At 69.2% G+C, this 18,115-nt stretch carries 13 protein-coding genes and 2 pseudogenes; 7 read left to right on the top strand and 8 right to left on the bottom strand.

The features are described from left to right. The 4 genes and pseudogenes from FM069_RS21755 to FM069_RS21090 form a co-directional block, all read right to left on the bottom strand. A pseudogene (locus FM069_RS21755) lies at nt 1–355 on the bottom strand (His-Xaa-Ser repeat protein HxsA); the annotation flags it as partial. After that, nucleotides 352–1,578, bottom strand: a complete 1,227-nt coding sequence (gene hxsC, locus FM069_RS21100; RefSeq protein WP_143490384.1) for a His-Xaa-Ser system radical SAM maturase HxsC — start codon at nt 1,576–1,578, stop codon at nt 352–354. The pseudogene FM069_RS21755 and the gene hxsC, both read right to left, overlap by 4 nt. A gap of 2 nt (nt 1,579–1,580) precedes the next feature. Further along, nucleotides 1,581–3,065: a His-Xaa-Ser system radical SAM maturase HxsB gene (gene hxsB, locus FM069_RS21095; protein WP_143490383.1), complete on the bottom strand. Its 1,485-nt coding sequence runs from the start codon at nt 3,063–3,065 to the stop codon at nt 1,581–1,583. 1 nt (nt 3,066) lies between these two features. Beyond that, entirely contained in the window at nt 3,067–3,366 is a 300-nt protein-coding gene (locus tag FM069_RS21090) for a His-Xaa-Ser system protein HxsD (protein ID WP_143490382.1), read from the bottom strand. 274 nt (nt 3,367–3,640) lie between these two features. On the opposite strand from FM069_RS21090, the pseudogene FM069_RS22430 reads away from it, so the two are divergent. Beyond that, nucleotides 3,641–4,414, top strand: a pseudogene (locus tag FM069_RS22430) (PAS domain-containing protein); the annotation flags it as partial. Continuing rightward, entirely contained in the window at nt 4,397–4,957 is a 561-nt protein-coding gene (locus tag FM069_RS22425; protein ID WP_407681602.1) for a methyl-accepting chemotaxis protein, read from the top strand. The pseudogene FM069_RS22430 and the gene FM069_RS22425, both read left to right, overlap by 18 nt. A 63-nt stretch (nt 4,958–5,020) precedes the next feature. Here the strand turns inward: FM069_RS22425 and FM069_RS21080 are convergent, their stop codons facing one another. The 3 genes from FM069_RS21080 to FM069_RS21070 form a co-directional block, all read right to left on the bottom strand. After that, nucleotides 5,021–6,115: an alpha/beta hydrolase gene (locus FM069_RS21080; protein ID WP_143490380.1), complete on the bottom strand. Its 1,095-nt coding sequence runs from the start codon at nt 6,113–6,115 to the stop codon at nt 5,021–5,023. A 127-nt stretch (nt 6,116–6,242) separates the two neighbouring features. After that, a complete protein-coding gene (locus FM069_RS21075) occupies nt 6,243–7,280 on the bottom strand; it encodes an ABC transporter substrate-binding protein (protein ID WP_143490379.1) in 1,038 nt (345 codons plus the stop codon). Between the two features lie 157 nt (nt 7,281–7,437). Continuing rightward, complete coding sequence (locus FM069_RS21070; RefSeq protein ID WP_143490378.1) at nt 7,438–8,208, bottom strand: class II aldolase/adducin family protein; 771 nt, start codon at nt 8,206–8,208, stop codon at nt 7,438–7,440. 201 nt (nt 8,209–8,409) lie between these two features. On the opposite strand from FM069_RS21070, the gene FM069_RS21065 reads away from it, so the two are divergent. The 5 genes from FM069_RS21065 to FM069_RS21040 all read left to right on the top strand — a co-directional run bounded on the left by FM069_RS21065 (nt 8,410) and on the right by FM069_RS21040 (nt 17,462). After that, a complete protein-coding gene (locus FM069_RS21065; protein ID WP_143490377.1) occupies nt 8,410–9,816 on the top strand; it encodes an aminotransferase-like domain-containing protein in 1,407 nt (468 codons plus the stop codon). Between the two features lie 314 nt (nt 9,817–10,130). Beyond that, the gene (imuA, locus tag FM069_RS21060) at nt 10,131–10,745 is read left to right on the top strand and encodes a translesion DNA synthesis-associated protein ImuA (protein ID WP_143490376.1); all 615 of its coding nucleotides are present in this window, start codon (nt 10,131–10,133) and stop codon (nt 10,743–10,745) included. 6 nt (nt 10,746–10,751) lie between these two features. Next, the gene (locus FM069_RS21055; RefSeq protein ID WP_143490375.1) at nt 10,752–12,167 is read left to right on the top strand and encodes a Y-family DNA polymerase; all 1,416 of its coding nucleotides are present in this window, start codon (nt 10,752–10,754) and stop codon (nt 12,165–12,167) included. Continuing rightward, a complete protein-coding gene (locus tag FM069_RS21050) occupies nt 12,143–15,241 on the top strand; it encodes an error-prone DNA polymerase (RefSeq protein WP_143490374.1) in 3,099 nt (1,032 codons plus the stop codon). The genes FM069_RS21055 and FM069_RS21050 overlap by 25 nt, the downstream gene beginning before the upstream one ends. Nucleotides 15,242–16,169: 928 nt before the next feature. Next, nucleotides 16,170–17,462 carry an SLC13 family permease gene (locus FM069_RS21040; protein ID WP_143490372.1) on the top strand — a complete coding sequence of 431 codons (1,293 nt, stop codon included), beginning with the start codon at nt 16,170–16,172 and terminating at the stop codon, nt 17,460–17,462. A gap of 9 nt (nt 17,463–17,471) precedes the next feature. On the opposite strand, the gene FM069_RS21035 is transcribed toward FM069_RS21040, so the two are convergent. Further along, on the bottom strand, nt 17,472–18,065 hold the full coding sequence (locus FM069_RS21035) for a LysE family translocator (protein ID WP_143490371.1): 594 nt from the start codon (nt 18,063–18,065) through the stop codon (nt 17,472–17,474). Nucleotides 18,066–18,115: the final 50 nt, after the last annotated feature.

Raw genomic sequence — 18,115 nt, 5'->3', positions numbered from 1 at the left:
GTGGGGGGGCATACAGCGGCTCGGAGCGGGGCGTGCTGTAGGCAGGGTCAGGTGGCGAATACACCCGGGGCGCGCTGTAGCCCCCGGAGCCGCTGTAGTGCGAACTGTGGGAGCTGTGGGAACTATGAGAGCGGTGAGAACTGTGCGAGCTATGGGAGCGATGGGCGGCATACAGGTTCAGCGCATCCTCCCCGTTCAAGGTATTGCGGAAGGCCGGTGGTGCCTCGCTGGGTGCCTCCCGCCAGAGCGGATGTCCCTGGGGCGCAGGGTTCGCCTCGGCGAGAGCGGTGCTCATCGCGGGTATCAGCGTCATGACCTGGCCCAGAAGCCTGTTCCAGCGTTCCAGTAATTTCATGGGGATACTCCTGTGTAGCGGGCGAGTTCGGCGGCTTTCAGGGGGCGGATGCCGCGGCTTTCCCAGCGGGGCGAATGGGACTTGAAGAAGCCGCCGCAGGCTGTGGTGGCAGCACAACCCTGGCAGGTGTCGATGAAGCGATTCTTCCAGTCGGAAATGCTGCGGCGATAGAACGGCGCGAGGGAAGGTTCCAGCACGCATAGCGGCAGGTTGTAGAGGGAGCTGGCCATGCCGCGGATATCCAGGAAGTGACAGGCTTCCCCCAGCGGCGCCTGATAGTCCAGCGGATCGATCCACAGCGCTTCATGGTGCTTGCGGGCCAGCCCCGTGCTTTCCAGGCCCATGAAGGCGACATGGCGGACAAAGGGCAGGTTGCGGAAGATGAAATGCGCCAGCTGGGGCAACCTGGGCACCGTCAGCCGGCTCAGCACCACACGAATCTCCACGGACTGCTCCGCCCTGGCCAGGGCATAGAGCCCGCGCAGGGTTTCGCTGAAGGCTCCCGATGCCTGCACTACATGATCGTGATCTGCGGCGTTGTCGGCATACAGCGGTATGCCCCAGGTGCAGCCGGGGTGGTTCACTCGCGCCAGCTCCGCTCCCCAGCCCGGGTCCGCCAGCGCCCGGCCATTGCTGAGGATATGCAGGTGTTTTTCGGGAATCACCTGGCGTGCCTTGTCGAGGATGGCCAGCAGGCCTGCCCGGTAGAGGGTAGGCTCGCCGCCGCTGATACCCAGGTGTTCCTCGCCCGGGTCGACCAGGTCGAGCAGGCATAGGTTTTCCTCGATATGCCAGCGATCGTCGACGTCCCGCGGCGGTTGCGAGCACATCAGGCACAGGCTGTTGCAGCGATCGGTCATGAACAACAGGTTGCTGTTGGCGCCACGCCGGTAGAGCACCCGCACCGCTGGGGTGTCCGGCGATACCGCTATCACGTCGCCGGGCTGCACCACCTCGGGATCGTCCGCTCGGGTCAGCTGTACCCGGCCGGTATCCGGCAGGTCGTCCTGCCGGGGATCGATGAAGCCACCCACTGCGAGGGTGCTCATTTGCGCTCGCTGGGCAGCAGGGCTGTCTCCGAGCCAGAGCAGGATGTCGTCGAAGTCGGCAGCGCCTGCGCAAGCGGCGGGACCCCGGGCGATCAACTCGGCGGGTGCCAGTACTTTGAACAGTCGCGGCGTGGTCAGGTTGCGCGAGGCGAAGCGGGTGTTCAGGGCCAACATGTTCACCCCCGATAACCGGGGACGGGGAGGTCGGCGAGCCTGCGTCGCGCCAGCCAGGACAGCAAGACCCGCTGGGTGAGGTCGTCGCCGTCCCGCAGGAGGCGAAACAGATGCTGCAGCAACGCCATATTCTTCTGGCAGAACGCGCTGAAGGCGCGGTGCCCGACCGGATCGCTCTGCCGCGCATAGTGCTCGATGGGATCGGCGCCGCAGTACGGCACGAACGCACAATCGGCGCAGCCCGGCAGGCCCTCGGCGATACCGGCGGACAGCAGTAGCCCCATCACCGGTGAGCGGAGCAGGGTCTCCAGCGGCTGCTCGACGCTTCCCAGCCTGAGTCCCGCTTCGCCCATCTCCAGCAGCATACGGGCCTCGTCGGAAGGGTAGACCCCGCCGTCGTAGTTGTAGACCAGCGCGCCAATGCCGGCGCCAGCAGGGGAGCGCAGGTCGACGTAGCCGGACGCGAACGGCGTGAGAATGTGGGTCAGCAGCAGGCTGGCATACCCTTCGGAAAGGCGGATGCCCTGGCCGTTGAGGGTGATCAGGTACGCCAGCGCCTGCTTGTAAAAGGCCACGTAGCGAGCCATCGGGTAGTCGAGCCGCTGGCGTGACGAATGGGCGAACCCATAGGGGCTCAAGGGCCGCAGGGAGATGCTGTCGAACTGCTGTTCGACGTATTCGTCGATGATCGCCTCAGGGTATTCCAGGCTCCGTGCGGCCAAGGTGGTCAGCGCCGATACCGCCTCATGGCCGAGGCGCTCGCGGACGCGCCGGATACCGTCCAGGGTCCTGGCATGGGCGTCCCGTTCCGGCGTCGGGCGATTGGCGTCGTGGAGGAAGGCAGGCCCGTCCAGGGAGGTGGAAAAATGAATGTCATGCTCCTGGGCGAAGTCCAGGACTTGCTCGTCCAGATGGTGAAGCGTGGAACTGATGACGAAACGGATGCTGCGCCTTTCCTCGCTATTGCGAGCCTGCACCGCTTCCACGATCTGTCGCACCCGATCGAACGCCAGCAAAGGTTCGCCGCCCTGGAACTCCACGGTCAGCACGGGCGAAGGGGATTCGAACAGACGGTCCACGGCATGCCGGGCATGCTCCGCCGACAGGTCGTGGCCACTGCCTCCCAGCGGGGCGCGGGACACCTGGCAGTACTGACAGGTGTGGTTACAGCGCAAGGTGACCACGAACAGGTGCAGCGCCGGTCCGCCGAACAGAAAGCTCTTCCGGCTGCGGTACTGGGCTGCCATTTCCGGGAGGGGATCATGGCCGTCGATTTCGTAGATGAAATGGCGCGCCAGCAGATCTTTATAGAGCGGCGTGTGGCGGGGCAGGCGTCGATTCACCAACTGGTCCAACTGAGCCTCGGACAGGAACAGGTATTCACCCGTTTCTGCCGTGAGCAGAAGCCCACGATCGCTTTCGTCCAGGCGCATGAAACGGAAAGGGAGCAGGCGGTAGGTGGCATCGGTAGCCAGCAGGACTGTCATGTCAGAGCCCCGCTTCCTTCAGGGCCGTGCGCGCAAGCCACTCGCAGAGCCCCTGGGTCTCCAGGCGGATGCGCTCGCGCAGGGCGAAATCGTTCAGGTTCCGGTACAGCAGGGCTCTGGCCGTCTCGGCGGAAGGCGCTCCCTCACCTGCGAGGAGCAAGGGCATGACTTCGAGCGACACGCGACCGGGTTGCTGGGCCACCAGGCAGGTGAGGCGGTCGGCGAGGGCATAGACGGTGCGCTGGACGACGCCCAGCGGATAGGTCGTTTCGTCGAGGCTCAGTGTGAAGGACCAGGGCATGAGGGGATTCCATTCGATAAAGTCCTGACGGTCCTTGAGGATATTGCACAGGTTCAGGGCATTTTGCCACTATCGAAGACGAATTCTCCTGGGCGCGGCGGACCCGTGGCGCCATGGAGCGGCTCCATCTGTCCGCGCCAAGTGGCGAAACCGGTGCCGGCATCTTTAATGGGTAGGGAGGGCGGCAAACGGCCATCTCGCTGCTCGCGCCGCTCCAGGGCCGCCAGTGGCTCGACCCATGAGGGATTCACTGCAAAAGGATTGAGGTGATCGCATGTTCAATTCCGCTCTCAAGCAGGAGCTGGCGCAACTGCGGGCCGAGAGTGCAGAAAGTCGCCAGCTTCGGGACGCGCTGGAGAACGAGACCCTTTCCCTGGCCCTCGACGGGGAGGGCCGCGTCCTGTCGGTCAACCAGAAATTCCTGGACGCCATGGGTTACCGGCGCGGTGAGCTGGAGGGCCAGCCGCTCGACAACATCATCGCGGACTACGTGAAGAAGCTGGAGTGCTACCGCGGCCTCAAGGCAGCCATCGCCCGCGGCACCCATATCAGCGGGCACTACCGGCTGCTGCGCAGCGATGGCCACGAGGCCTGGCTGCGGGCGGTCTGGCAGCCGGTGAAGAACGAGGAGGGCCAGGTCTACAAGACCCTGTGCTTCGCCAGCGACGTCACCGAGACGGTGGAGAGCGCCACCGAGTACGAGAGCGTGATCAAGGCGCTGCTGCGCTCCACCGCGGTGATCGAGTTCAACCTCAACGGCGAGGTGATCACCGCCAACGACCTCTTCCTGCACGGCATGGGCTACTCGCTGGATCAGATAAAGGGCAAGCACCACCGGATGTTCTGCTTCCCCGAGGAGTACAACGCCCCCGCATACGAAGCGTTCTGGAACCGCCTGCGGCGGGGCGAATACGTGGCCAGCCGCTTTCGTCGAATCGACCGCCATGGCCGGGAGGTCTGGCTGGAGGCGTCCTACAACCCGGTGGTGAACCCCCGTGGCGAACTGTACAAGGTGGTCAAGTTCGCCACCGTGGTGACCGACCAGGTCAACCAGGAGCGTTCCGTGTCCGAGGCGGCCGCCATCGCCTTCGACATTTCCCAGAAGACCGACGTCAGCGCCCAGAAGGGCGCCGAGGTGGTGCAGCAGACGGTCCAGGTGATGCGCCAGATCGCCCAGGACCTGCAGGAGGCGTCCAACGGCATCGAGGCCCTGGGCAAGCAGTCCCTGGTGATCAGCTCAATCGTCAAGACCATCAGCGGCATCGCCGCCCAGACCAACCTGCTGGCCCTGAATGCCGCCATCGAGGCGGCGCGGGCCGGCGAGCAGGGGCGCGGTTTTGCCGTGGTGGCCGACGAGGTGCGCCAGCTGGCGGGGCGGACCAGCGAGGCCACCGAGGAAATCGTCGGGGTGGTGCAGCAGAACCAGCAACTGGCCCAGGCGGCCGTCTCCAGCATGGCCAGCAGCAAACACCAGGCGGAGGAGGGGCTCGGCTTGGCCAACGAGGCGGGCTCGAAGATCGTGGAAATCCAGGACGGGGCGCAGAAGGTGGTGAGCGCGGTGGCCCACTTCGCCACTCACCTGAATACCTGACGGGATGCTGCCGGCTTTCCGCCGACAATAGAAAAACGGCCGCCCATGGGCGGCCGTTGCGGTTCAGCGCAGTGCCTGTTTCAACCGCTGGCCGGCATAGGCCTGGGCCTCCTCGGCCTTCTTCACCACCGCGGCGGTACCGAAGAACTCGTGGGTCACGCCCTCGTAGACCTTGCGCTCGACGCTGACCCCGGCCTTCTGCAGGGCCGCCTGCAGCTGCTGGCCATCGTCGGTCAGGGGGTCGATCTCCGCGTTGATCAGGGTGACCGGCGGCAAGCCGGCGAGGTCGGCCTTCACCAGGTCGATGCGCGGGTCTTCCAGGTCGGTGGGCCCCGACGTGGCGTTGGCAATGAACCAGAGCATCATCGGGCGGTTCAGTGGCTTGGCGTCGGCGTATTTCTCGTAGCTGGGGGTGGTGGTGCGGGTCTGCGCCACCGGGTACACCGCCAGTACATGGCGCGGTGCGGTTAGGCCCTTGTCGCGGGCGGCGATGGCGGTCGCCACGGCCAGGTTGCCCCCGGCGCTTTCGCCGGCCAGGGCCAGTCGGGTCGGATCGCCGTTCAGGCTGTCGGCATGCTTGCTGACCCAGGCATAAGCGGCGGCCGCGTCCTCGTGGGCGGCGGGGAATTTGTTCTCCGGGGCCCGGCGATAGTCCACCGAGACCACCACCGCATTGGCTTGCTTGGCCAGGCCGCGGGCACCGCCGTCGTAGACGTCGCGGTCGGCGATCACCCAGCCGCCCCCATGGAAATAGACGATGACCGGAAAGGGCCCCTGGCCAGCAGGCGTGTAGACCCGGGCCTGCAGCTCGCCCACGGCGCCCGGGATGCTGCGATCGGTGCTGGTCACACCCGGCACCAGCACGCTGGGGTCGGTGCTGCGGTCCTTGGCCCGCAGGACCTTCTTCACCGCGTCAGCGATGGTCGGCTCCTGCCGCGCCTGGCTCGGCGAGATTCGTTCGATGGCTTTCGGGTCGAGGCTGGCGAGGGCGTTCAGCACCGCCTGCATGTCCAGGTCGGCACGGACCATCAGTTTCGCAGTGCTCACCGCTTCCTGGCTCACCGGACGCTTGTCCGGCGAATGGCTGCATGCGGTCAACAGGGCGGCACCGATACCGATGCCGAGGAGGGCTTGCGCCAGGTGAGCACGGGGTTTCATCACATCGTCCTTCTCATGGGGGATAAGGGATGCGACCCGGCGTGAAATGGATTGGTTTGGTCGATCGGCGTACGGCCGGTCGGGCGGCTCCTGGCGGGGAGCCACCCGGTGGAGCTACCCGGAGCTTTTAGCTCTTGGCTACCCAGGCGTTGAAGCGTTGTTCCAGCTCTTCGCCGTGTTCCACCCAGAAGGCGTTGTCGATGGGCACCGAGACCGCCAGGTTGTCCTTGGCGGTGTTAAGCGCCGCCGCCAGTTTCGGGTCCAGCAGCGAAGCCGTGGCCGGGCTGGTGGGGCCGTAGGCCAGCCGCTCGGTGTGCAGCTTCTGCTGTTCCGGGCGCAGGGAGAAGGTGATGAACTGCTCGGCGACCGCCTTGTTGCGGCTGCCCTTGGGGATCGCCCAGGAGTCGATGGCGTAGATGCTGCCGTTCCAGACGATACCCATGTTGGCGCCTTCCTGCTGGGCGGCGAACACCCGGCCGTTGAACGCGGTGCTCATCACCACGTCGCCGCTGGCGAGGAACTGCATCGGCTGGGCGCCGGACTCCCACCACTGGATGTCACGCTTGATCTCGTCCAGCTTGCGGAACGCGCGGTCCACACCCTGGGAGGTGGCGAGCTCCTTGTACAGGTTCTCGCGGGGCACGCCGTCGGCCATCAGGGCGATTTCCAGGGTGTACTTGGCGCCCTTGCGCAGGGCGCGCTTGCCGGGGTACTTGCGGGTATCCCAGAAATCCGTCCAGCCGGTGGGGGCTTCCTTGAGGCGGTCGGCGTTGTAGGCCATCGCCATGGACCAGACCAACAGGCCGGCGCCGCACTCGCTGAGGGTGCCCGGCACGAAGTCTTCCTCGCGGCCGATGGCAGCGGTGTTCAGCTGCTCGAACAGGCCCTCGTCGCAGCCCCGCAGCAGCTCCGGGCCTTCCACCTGGACCACGTCCCAGGTCACGCTGTGGGTATCCACCATGGCCTTGATCTTGCCCATTTCGCCGTTGTATTCGCCGGCCAGCACCTTGTTGCCGGTGCTGCGCTCGAACGGCTTGTAGAACGCTTCGGTCTGCACGTCCTTGCTGGTCCCGCCGAAGGAAATCACGGTGATTTCCGCAGCTTCGGTCAGGCCGGAGGCCAGCCAGGCGGCGATCAGTGCCGTGGCGATGGATGTCTTCTTCATGTCTACCTCTTGGATGCTTGTTGTTGGCAGATTCAGGCTCGCAGGCGGTGCGGGGCAATGGGTTCCGTTCCGGCACCGGGCTCCAGGGCCCGGCTGGCATCGCCGCCGGCACCCCAGGCCGGCGACTGGCGGCCCGCGTCCGGCGGGCCAGGGGCGTTCAGCAGCGGTAGTCGGCCTCGCCGTCGATCAAGCGCAGGGCGGACTCCCAGGCCAGCAGGTGCAGGTCGCGCACGATCTCGTCCTCGGACTGGCGCGCGGTGAGCTCGCAGACCGCCTCGGGCGGGAAGCGCAACGGCTGGCCGCCGGCTAAAGCCTGCACCTGGGCCTGGCAGGCGCGCTCGAGGAAGTACAGTTGATTGAAGGCTTCGGCCACCGAGCCTCCCACCGCCAGCAGGCCATGGTTGCGCAGGATCATCGCCTGGTGGCTGCCCAGGTCGCGGACCAGGCGGCTGCGTTCGTCCGGGTTCAGGGCGATGCCCTCGTAGTCGTGGTAGCCCAGCCGCCGGTAGTACTTCAGGGCGTGCTGGCTGATGGGCAGCAGGCCGTCTTCCTGGGCGGACACCGCGATGCCCGCCGCGGTGTGGGTGTGCACCACGCAATTGACGTCCGGGCGCGCGGCATGGATCGCCGAATGGATGTTGAAGCCCGCGCGGTTGACGCTGTCCGGGCCCAGGCGCGGGTCCACCACGTGGCCGTCGTGATCCACCTTGACCAAGTCGGAGGCACGCATCTCGTGGAACAGCACGCCGTAGCGGTTGATCAGGAAATGGTCCGGCTCGTTGGGCACCCGCGCCGAGATGTGGGTGTCGATCAGGTCGGTCATGCGGAAGTGCGCCACCAGCCGGTAGAGGCCGGCCAGGTCGCAGCGCGTCTCCCACTCCTCGGGGGAAATCTGCTCGCGGTCGATGGGGTAAGCTGGTGCGCGCATGGGCACGTCCTTTTCTTGTGATGTGGTCAGGCCGATGGAAGGCCGGTGGCTGCGCGCAAATGCCGCACCCGCCCGACGACACGAGCTTGCAGCAGGCGCCGTACCCCTCGCCATGCACAGGGAGCGTTCCCGACCGGCAGGGCTGTTATGGTGGTTTCACCGGTACACCCGCCGATCCCTTTCCCGATGATGGACGCCCTCATGCTGTTTCTCGACCCCGCCTCGGACACCCCCCTGGTCGGCCAGATCGTCGCTGGCATCGGCCAGGCCATCGGCGAGCAGCGGCTGCGCCCCGGCAGCAAGCTGCCGTCGATCCGCAAGTTCGCCCAGACCCATGGCGTCAGCCATTTCACCGTGGTGGAGGCCTACGACCGGCTGGTTGCCTTGGGCCACCTGACGGCCCAGCGCAACGCCGGCTTCTACGTGCGCGGCCAGGGCGGCGAGACCCCGCCGGAGCCGCCGGCCGATGAGGCGGAGCGCGCGGAATTCGACTTCGACGCCCAGTTGCTGCTGCACAAGGTGTTCCAGCCCCTGGGCATGGAACTGCGCCCCGGGATCGGCCTGCTGCCGGAGGAATGGACCGACCACGACGGCTTGCAGCGCAGCCTGCGCGCCCTGGGCCGGGCCGACCCGAGCCGCTTCTCCGGCTACGGGCCCACCAAGGGCGACGTGCGCCTGCGCGGCCGCCTGGCGGACAAGCTGGGGGATGCGCGGATCGCCGCCTCGCCCGACCACCTGATGCTCACCAGCGGCGCCAGCCAGGCCCTGGACCTGGTCTCGCGTTACCTGGTGCAGCGTGGCGACACGGTGCTGGTGGACGAGCCGGGCTACCACAACCTGTTCCTCAACCTGCGCCTGCAGGGCGCGCGGCTGGTGGGCATCCCGCGGACCCGCGACGGGCTGGACCTGGCGGCGCTGGAGGAAGCCCTGCAGCGCCATCGGCCCAAGGTGTTCTTCACCAACACCCGCCTGCAGTGCCCCACCGGCAGTAGCCTGTCCCTGGCGGTGGCCCACCGGTTGCTGCAACTGGCGGAGCGCCATGATTTCCTGATCGTCGAGAACGACATCTACGCCGACCTCGACCCGGACGGCCGGCAGGCCCTGGCCGGCATGGACCAGCTGTCCCGGGTGATCTACATCGGCAGCCTGTCCAAGGCCATCGCCCCGGCGCTGCGGGTGGGCTTCGTCGCCGCCCACCGGGACCTGATCGACGAACTGGTGCCCCTGAAGATGGCCAGCGGCCTGACCAGTTCGGAGATCACCGGCGAGCTGGCCCTAGACGTGTTGCTGCAGGGGCGGCACCGCAAGCACGTCAAGCAGGTGCAGGACAACCTGGCGCGGGCTCACGAGCAGGTGGCCCGGCGCCTGGAGGAGGTCGGCCTGGAAGTGTTCGTCGAGCCCGGCGCCGGGCTGTTCCTCTGGGCCCGCCACCGCACCCTGGAGGACGCCACCGCGCTGGCCACCCGGGCCAAGGAGGAGAAGATCCTGCTGGCGCCGGGACAGTTGTTCATGCCCGACGCACGACCGGTGCCCTGGCTGCGCTTCAACGTCGCCCATTCCCTGGACGACCGGCTCTACCGCTTCCTGGAACGGCAGTCCGGCGCCTGACAGCGGAGGCGATGGCGCCCCTGCATCGCTAGGGGCGCTCGCTGGCGTGCATCGCTCCCGCGCGGTGGCAGCGCTTCAGGGAGAAGAGACCGGCTCAGGGAGACGGAGGCGATCCTCTCCAGAACCTTGCACTCTCCATCTGAAGCGCCTGCCCCTGTTCCTGGCGAGCGTGGCGACTGTCCAGCGGTGCGTTCGTCCGCCGTCACTGGCAAGGCCGTTTCGCTTGCTGTACAAATGTACAGTATGAAAACGCCATTACCCCACTCCGTTTCTTACCCATCCGCTCAGCGCCGGATTCGCGGAATGTCGCGTCCATGAACGGCAACGTGGTGGCGCTGGATGCCCTGCTGGACGAGCGCCGCCTGTGGAAGGGGCGCGCCCTGGGGCGGGCGAGCAGCGCCCAGCCCACCGGCCATGCGGCCCTGGATGCGCTGCTGCCCGGGGGCGGCTGGCCCGACGCGGCCCTCAGCGAAGTCCTGTTGCCGGCCGCCGGGGTGGGCGAATTGCAGGTGCTCTGGCCGACCCTGGCGCGCCTGAGCGCCGCGGGCGAGCGGGTGGCGCTGGTGGCACCGCCCCACATCCCGTTTCCCCCGGCCTGGCTGGCGGCCGGGGTCGACCTGCGCGGGCTGGTGCTGGTGCAGGCGAGCGGCCGCGACGTGCTCTGGGCTGCCGAGCAGTGTTTGCGCTCGGGCAGTTGCGGCGCCGTGCTGTGCTGGCCGGGGGCGGTGGACGACCGGGCGCTGCGGCGCCTGCAGGTGGCGGCCGAGACCGGCCAGACCCTGGCCTTCGCCTACCGCGCCAGCCACGACGCGTTCAACCCGTCGCCGGCGGCGCTGCGCCTGCTGCTGGAAGCGCCGGGCCGGGTCCGGGTGCTCAAGTGTCGGGGCGGCGTCGCCCCGGACTGGGCCATCCCGCTGGCGGCCGGCTGAACCGCCATGCGCTGGGCCTGCATCCTCTTCCCGCAACTGGCGCTGGATGCCGTGCTGCGCCGCAGGGTCGAGCCCGAGCGGCCCCTGGCGTTGCTGGCCGGCACGCCGCAGCGGCGTGTGTTGCAGGCGCTCAACCCGGCCGCCAGGGCCCTCGGCCTGCGCCGCGGGCAGGCCCTGGCGGCGGCCCATGCCCTGACCCGGGATTTTGCCACCGCCGACTACGACCCGGCCGATATCGAGCGCTGGCAACGCTTCCTGGCCGCCTGGGCCTATCGCTTCAGCTCCCAGGTCAGCCTGCATTACCCCCGCGCCGTGCTGCTGGAGGTGCAGTCCAGCCTCGGCCTGTTCGGCCCCTGGCCCGGGTTCGAGGCGCGCTTGCGGCAGGAACTCACGGCCCTGGGCTTTCGCCACCGCATCGTGGCAGCGCCCCATCCGGCGGCGGCCCGGGCCCTGGTCAACGTCTACGACGGCCTCGCCCTGGACAGCCAGAAGGCGCTGCAGGCCTGCCTCGGCGGGCTGACGGTGGAGCGCAGCGGCCTCGACCGGGAATCCGCCAGCGCCTTTCAGCGCATGGGCCTGCGCACCCTCGGGCAGGTCCTGGCGATGCCCCGGGACAGCGTGGCGCGGCGCTTCCCGGCCACCGTGCTGCAGCACCTGGACACGCTGCTGGGCCGCCGCGCCCTGGCGCTGGACTGCTACACGCCGCCGGACCGCTTCGACGGGCGGGTGGAACTGAACTTCGAGGTGGAATCCCACCAGGCGCTGCTGTTCCCCCTGCGCCGGCTGACCGCCGACCTGGCCGCGTTCCTCGCCGGGCGCGACAGCGGCGTGCAGCGCTTCGTGCTGGACCTGGAGCACCGCAACGGCGCGCCCACCCGGGTCCCGGTGGGGCTGCTGAGCGCCGAGCGCGAGGCGGCCATGCTGTTCGAGCTGGCCCGGGGCCGCCTGGAGCAACTGCAGGTGCCCGCGCCGGTGCTGGCGATGCGGCTGCTGGCCAAGGACCTGCCGGCCTTCGTGCCCCAGCGCCGCGAGCTGTTCGACGACCGCCCGCAGCAGTCCCTGCCCTGGGAACAGGTGCGCGAGCGCCTGCGGGCGCGACTGGGGGACGACGCGGTGCAAGTGCTGCAGGCCCGCGCCGACCCCCGCCCGGAGCAGGCCTGGCGCCTGGGCGAGGAGGGTACGCGGCCGCCGCAACTGGCGCAGGCGATGCGCCCGGGCTGGCTGCTGCGCGAACCGGTTCCCTTGCGGGGCCCGGCGCCGCGGGTGCTCGCCGGGCCGGAACGGGTCGAGTCCGGCTGGTGGGACGGCGGCGACGTGCGCCGCGACTACTACTGCGTGGAAACCCGCGGCGGTCAGCGCGCCTGGGTCTACCGCACGGTGGGTGAGGGCGGCCCGCTGTGGCTGCACGGGTGGTTCGCATGAGCAGCGCCTACGCCGAGCTGCACTGCCTGTCCAACTTCAGCTTCCAGCGGGGCGCCTCCAGCGCCTCCGAACTGTTCCGCCGCGCCGCCCACCATGGCTATCGCGCCCTGGCCATCACCGACGAGTGCACCCTGGCCGGCATCGTGCGGGCCTGGCAGGCCTCGCGGGAAACCGGCCTGCCGCTGATCGTCGGCAGCGAGATACGCCTGGAGGACGGCCCCACCCTGGTGCTGCTGGCGGAAAACCTGGGCGGCTACCAGGCGCTCTGCGGGCTGATCACCCGGGCGCGCCGGCGCTCGGCCAAGGGGCACTACCAATTGCGCCGAGACGACCTGGCTGTGGCGCCGCCCGGCCTGCTGGCCTTGTGGGTGGCCGAGGAGGATGCCGACCCGGCCGCCGCCGGCTGGCTGTGCGAGGCCTTCGCCGGGCGCCTGTGGCTGGCGGTGGGGCTGCACCGCGGTCCCGACGACGACCGGCGCCTGGCCCGCCTGCAGGCCCTGGCCGCCGGCCTCGGCATCCCGGCGGTGGCCTGCGGCGACGTGCACATGCACGCCCGCGGGCGCCGTGCCCTGCAGGACACCCTGACCGCGCTGCGCCACCACCTGCCGGTGGCCGAGGCCGGGGCGCACCTCTTCCCCAACGGCGAGCGCTACCTGCGCCCGTTGGCGGCCCTGGCCGAGCGCTACCCGCCCGCCCTGCTGGAGGAAACCCTGCGCATCGCCGAGCGTTGCCGCTTCGACCTGGGGCAACTGCGCTACCAGTACCCCCAGGAACTGGTGCCGGCCGGCCAGACCCCCACGGGTTGGCTGCGTCAGCTCACCTTGAAGGGCATGGCCTGGCGCTGGCCCCAGGGCACGCCCTTCAAGGTTCGCCGCCAGATCGTCAGGGAACTGAGGCTGATCGCGGAGATGCGCTACGAGAGCTATTTCCTTACCGTCCACGACATCGTCCACTACGCCCGCGCGCAACGCATCCTCTGCCAGGGGCGCGGCTCGGCGGCCAACTCCACGGTGTGCTTCGCCCTGGGCATCACCGAGCTGGACCCCCAGGACTCCAAGCTGCTGTTCGAGCGCTTCCTGTCCAGGGAGCGCAACGAGCCGCCGGACATCGACGTGGATTTCGAGCACGAGCGCCGCGAGGAGGTCATCCAGTACGTGTTCCGCCGCTACGGCCGCAGCCGGGCGGCCCTCACTGCGGTGGTCAGCACCTACCATGGCGCCGGCGCGGTGCGCGACGTGGCCCGCGCCCTCGGCCTGCCGCCGGACCAGATCGACGCCCTGGCCGAATGCTGCGGCCGCTGGAGCCACAGCGTGCCGCCGCCGGAGCGCTTGCGGGAATACGGCTTCGACCCGGACAGCCCGGTGCTGCGCCGGGTGCTGGCCCTCACCGGCGAACTGATCGGCTTCCCCCGCTACCTGTCCCAGCACCCCGGCGGCTTCGTGATCTCCGAGCAGCCCCTGGAGACCCTGGTGCCGGTGGAGAACGCGGCCATGGCTGAGCGCACCATCATCCAGTGGGACAAGGACGACCTGGACCTGGTAGGCCTGCTCAAGGTGGACGTGCTCGCCCTGGGCATGCTCAGCGCCCTGCGCCGTTGCTTCGACCTGCTGAGCCGCTACCGCGGCCGCATGCTGACCCTGGCGACGATTCCCCGGGAAGACCCGGCGACCTACGCGATGATCGCCCGGGCCGACACCATCGGGGTGTTCCAGATCGAGTCGCGGGCGCAGATGGCAATGCTGCCGCGGCTCAAGCCGAAGACCTTCTACGACCTGGTGATCGAGGTGGCCATCGTCCGGCCCGGGCCGATCCAGGGCGACATGGTCCACCCCTACCTGCGCCGGCGTGACAAGAAGGAAAAGGTGGACTATCCGGACGACCGCCTCAAGGAAGTCTTCGAGCGCACCCTGGGTGTGCCGCTGTTCCAAGAGCAGGTGATGGAGCTGGCCATCAAGGCGGCCGGCTACAGCCCGGGGGAGGCCGACCAGCTGCGCCGCTCCATGGCCGCCTGGAAGCGCCATGGCGGCCTGGAGCCCCATCGCCAGCGCCTCATCGCGGGCATGCTGGCGAATAATTACAGCGAGGACTTCGCCGCGCGCATCTTCGAGCAGATCAAGGGCTTCGGCAGCTATGGCTTCCCCGAATCCCACGCTGCCAGCTTCGCCCTGTTGACCTACGCCAGCAGCTGGCTGAAATGCCACGAGCCGGCGGCCTACGCCTGCGCCCTGATCAACAGCTGGCCCATGGGCTTCTACAGCCCCGACCAGTTGCTGCAGGACGTTCGCCGCCATGGCATCCAGACCCTGCCGGTGGACGTGCGCTTCAGCGACTGGGACTGCAGCCTGGAGGGGGAAGGGCCAGGCCAGCCGGCGATCCGCCTGGGGCTGCGGTTGATCGCCGGGCTGCCCGAGGAGGCCGCCCGGCGCCTGGAGCGGGCGCGCGCCGGCGCGGCGTTCGCCGACGTCGCCGACCTCGCCCGGCGCGCCGGCCTGGAGCCGCGTACCTGCGCGCGCCTGGCGGATGCCGGGGCGCTGCGCGGCCTCGCCGGCCATCGCCACCGGGCGCGCTGGGCGGTGGCCGGCATCGAACCGCAACTGCCGCTGTTCGCCGCCCAGCCGGCCCAGGCCGAGGCGCCGGTGGCCCTGCCGTTGCCCAGCCCCGGCGAGGACCTGCAGGCCGACTACGCCCTGCTGGGCACCACCCTCGGCCCCCACCCCCTGGCCCTGTTGCGTGCCCAGTTGCGCGCCCGACGCTGCCGCGACTCCCGGGAACTGGCCGGGCTCGAGCACGGCCGCCCGGTCAGCCTCGCCGGCCTGGTGATCGGCCGACAGCGGCCACAGACCGCCAGCGGCGTGGTGTTCGTGACCCTGGAGGACGAGCACGGAATGGTCAACGTGGTGGTCTGGCACGACCTGGCCGAGCGTCAGCGGAAGGTGCTGGTGGGCGCCCGGCTGCTGCGGGTGGACGGTCGCCTGGAACAGGCCGGCGACGTGCGCCACCTGATCGCCGGCCGCCTCAGCGACCTCACCCCGCTGCTCACCGGCCTGGACGTGCGCAGCCGGGACTTCCACTAGGTGCCGTACGAAAAGTCGTCGAGCGAAGGTCAGGCAAGGCAAAAACAGGCGAAGAAGCGGCGTTTACGTGCTGTAAATGAGCAGTCTGAGCCTGTTTTTAACGCAGCATCACCGAGCGCAGGCACTTTTCGTACAGCACCTAGGGCTCGCGCCACCGTTGATCGCTGCACAGGACCGCCGAGGCAGGATCGCTTAGATGCGATCGCCCAGGCAGGGGCCCGTGCCGCTGCTTAGGTGGGGCCGCCTAGGTGGGGCCGCTCAAGTAGGCCAGACAGACGCGCTGTCCATCTGGAACCACCCAGATAAGCCGTTTTCAGTCGAGCGACTGAATGAGCCTGCCTGGACAAGGCCGTTCGGTCGGCTGCCTCGGTAGGTGCGTCGAGGCGGGATCCCATGGGGCTCCGCCGATCTCGTCATCCAGCCGCGCTTTGGCGGCGGACTTCGCTCCAGGCCTTTGGGAAAGCCGCCGGGAGTGTGCTGCAACCGGCGGGGGGATGCCGAAGGACGGGCCCCAAACGAGGCGTCCAGCGCCCCAGTGGCTTGCACGATGTCCTGGCTGGCCGTGGAGCAGAACGGGTTTGTGTGGACCTGTATTTCCCGCGCGGTGCGCCGAAGCCGCGCCCTGCCAGGGAAAGAGGGCGCCGATTCGCCCGCAGCGAAATCCCGGGGGAACGCCACCCAGCCGAGCGGCCAGCGCCGATGGCAACCCGCGAAGCGCGTCGTCCAGGCCTCCTAGGCCAGGCACTGACCTCCGTGCGTGCGCCATCGCCAGGGTGCGTGTTCCCGCGGTCCGGTTACCCGAGAGACGTACGCAAAGGACGATTTTTGCCCCGAATCGGTGCAAGGGGCTGGCCGAACGGGTTTCCACAGGGTATCTATCTGCCCGCCGTCCCCGGCACGCGTTCGCCCGATCAAGGAAACCCCTCGAATGGATGCATCCCTCGCCCTCACCGCGGCCCTGGTGGCCGTGACCATCGGCCTCTGGGCCACCGCCCGCCTGCCGGAATACCTCACCGCCCTGCTGTTCTTCAGCGTGGCCATGGTGCTCAAGGTGGCGGACGCCGCCCTGATCTTCTCCGGTTTCGCCTCCACCGCCTTCTGGCTGGTGCTCAGCGGCTACGTCATCGGCATCGCCATCCGCAAGACCGGCCTGGCCGACCGCGGCGCGCGCATGCTGGCGCCCTGGCTGTCCGCCTCCTATGGGCGCATGGTGTTCGGCGTGGTCGGGCTGAGCTACGCGCTGGCCTTCGTCATGCCCTCCAACATGGGGCGCATTGCCCTGCTGATGCCCATCGTCCTGGCCCTGGCGGACCGCACCGGGCTCGGCGAGGGGCGTCCCGGGCGCATCGCCCTGGCCCTGGCGGTGGGCTTCGGCACCTTCCAGCTGTCGGCCTCGATCCTGCCGGCCAACGTGCCCAACCTGGTGATGGCCGGCGCCATCGAGTCGGCCTACGGCCTGCACCTGGCCTACCTGCCGTACCTGCTGCTGCACCTGCCGGTGCTGGGCGTGCTCAAGGGGCTGCTGCTGGGTGGCTGCCTGTGCCTGCTGTTCCGCGACCGGCTGGACACGCGGGCCGAGGCGGAGCCGGCGACACCCCTGAGCGCCGCGGAAAAACGCCTCGGGCTGCTCCTGCTGGTGACCCTAGGGCTGTGGTTCACCGACTCGCTGCACGGCATCTCGCCGGCCTGGGTGGGGCTGGCCGCCGCCTGCTTCTGCCTGCTGCCGCGGATCGGCTTCGTCAGCGGCGAGGAATTCGGCAAGGAGGTCAACCACCGCACCGCGCTGTACGTGGCGGCGATCCTCGGCCTGGCGGCGCTGGTGGCCCAGAGCGGGCTTGGCCAGTGGATCGGCGATGGCCTGCTGCGGGTCGTGCCCCTCGGCCCGGGCATGCCCATGGCCAGCTTCGCCGCCATCGCCGGGATCGCCACGCTGCTGGGGTTCGTGGTTACCGCCAACGGCGTGCCGGCGCTGTTCACGCCCCTGGCCCAGTCGCTGGCCCAGGCCACCGGGCTGCCGCTGATGGCAGTGCTGATGGTCCAGGTGCTGGGCTTTTCCACGCCGCTGCTGCCGTACCAGGCCTCGCCCATCGTGGTGGCCATGGGCATGGGGCGGATTCCGTTCCGCGATGCCCTGCGCCTGAGCCTGGTGCTGGCAGCGTTGACCGCGCTGGTGCTGCTGCCCCTGGACTACGCCTGGTTCAGGCTGCTGGGCTGGCTGTAGCCGCTCGCCTCAGGCGGGCAGGCTGAGCCAGGCGGAGGCGAACAGCAGCACGGCCATGGCCTGCTCGAAGCGCTTCATCGCCCGCGCCGAGCGGAACAGGCTGGCGGCGCCGGCGCCCAGCAGGGCCCAGGCGCCCAGGCAGGGCAGGGCCACCAGGAAGAAGGCCGCCGCCAGCTGCGGGACGTCGCCGGCCCGCTGCGTGCCCGGTCCGGCGAACACCCCGACCACCGCCAGGGCCATCATCCAGGTCTTGGGGTTCACCAATTGCAGCAGCGCGCCAGCGAGGAAGCCGGGACGGCGGGCCGCGGTGGGCGCTTCCGGGGTCACCGCGGTGGCCGGGGCGGAAAAGATCCGCCAGGCCAGCCAGGTGAGCCAGGCCACCCCGACCCAGGCCATCAGCCGCTGCACGTCCGGGTAGCGCAGCAGCAGGTCGCCCAGGCCCATGCCGGTGGCCAGCACGATGGCCGCGGCGCCACCGGCCGCGCCGATCACCAGGGGTAGCGCCGCCAGCGGGCCGTGGCGAGTGCCGGTGCCGAGCACCAGCAGGTTGGTCGGCCCGGGGGTGATGGAGGCGACGAAGGCGAACAGCAGGAACGGCAGCATCAGCGAACCCTCCCGGCGAGGCGCGACGGGCTACGCGGGTGGGCGGGGGC

It is taken from the genome of Pseudomonas mangiferae, assembly GCF_007109405.1.
Taxonomy (GTDB): domain Bacteria; phylum Pseudomonadota; class Gammaproteobacteria; order Pseudomonadales; family Pseudomonadaceae; genus Pseudomonas_T; species Pseudomonas_T mangiferae.
This window is presented reverse-complemented; position numbering and strand designations above follow the sequence as displayed.

Bases quoted from the DNA above. Each gene is read 5' to 3' on its own strand.
- hxsC (WP_143490384.1), bottom strand. From the start codon at position 1,578: ATGTTGGCCCTGAACACCCGCTTCGCCTCGCGCAACCTGACCACGCCG.
- hxsB (WP_143490383.1), bottom strand. From the start codon at position 3,065: ATGACAGTCCTGCTGGCTACCGATGCCACCTACCGCCTGCTCCCTTTC.
- FM069_RS21090 (WP_143490382.1), bottom strand. From the start codon at position 3,366: ATGCCCTGGTCCTTCACACTGAGCCTCGACGAAACGACCTATCCGCTG.
- FM069_RS21080 (WP_143490380.1), bottom strand. From the start codon at position 6,115: ATGAAACCCCGTGCTCACCTGGCGCAAGCCCTCCTCGGCATCGGTATC.
- FM069_RS21075 (WP_143490379.1), bottom strand. From the start codon at position 7,280: ATGAAGAAGACATCCATCGCCACGGCACTGATCGCCGCCTGGCTGGCC.
- FM069_RS21070 (WP_143490378.1), bottom strand. From the start codon at position 8,208: ATGCGCGCACCAGCTTACCCCATCGACCGCGAGCAGATTTCCCCCGAG.
- FM069_RS21065 (WP_143490377.1), top strand. From the start codon at position 8,410: ATGCTGTTTCTCGACCCCGCCTCGGACACCCCCCTGGTCGGCCAGATC.
- imuA (WP_143490376.1), top strand. From the start codon at position 10,131: ATGAACGGCAACGTGGTGGCGCTGGATGCCCTGCTGGACGAGCGCCGC.
- FM069_RS21055 (WP_143490375.1), top strand. From the start codon at position 10,752: ATGCGCTGGGCCTGCATCCTCTTCCCGCAACTGGCGCTGGATGCCGTG.
- FM069_RS21040 (WP_143490372.1), top strand. From the start codon at position 16,170: ATGGATGCATCCCTCGCCCTCACCGCGGCCCTGGTGGCCGTGACCATC.
- FM069_RS21035 (WP_143490371.1), bottom strand. From the start codon at position 18,065: ATGCTGCCGTTCCTGCTGTTCGCCTTCGTCGCCTCCATCACCCCCGGG.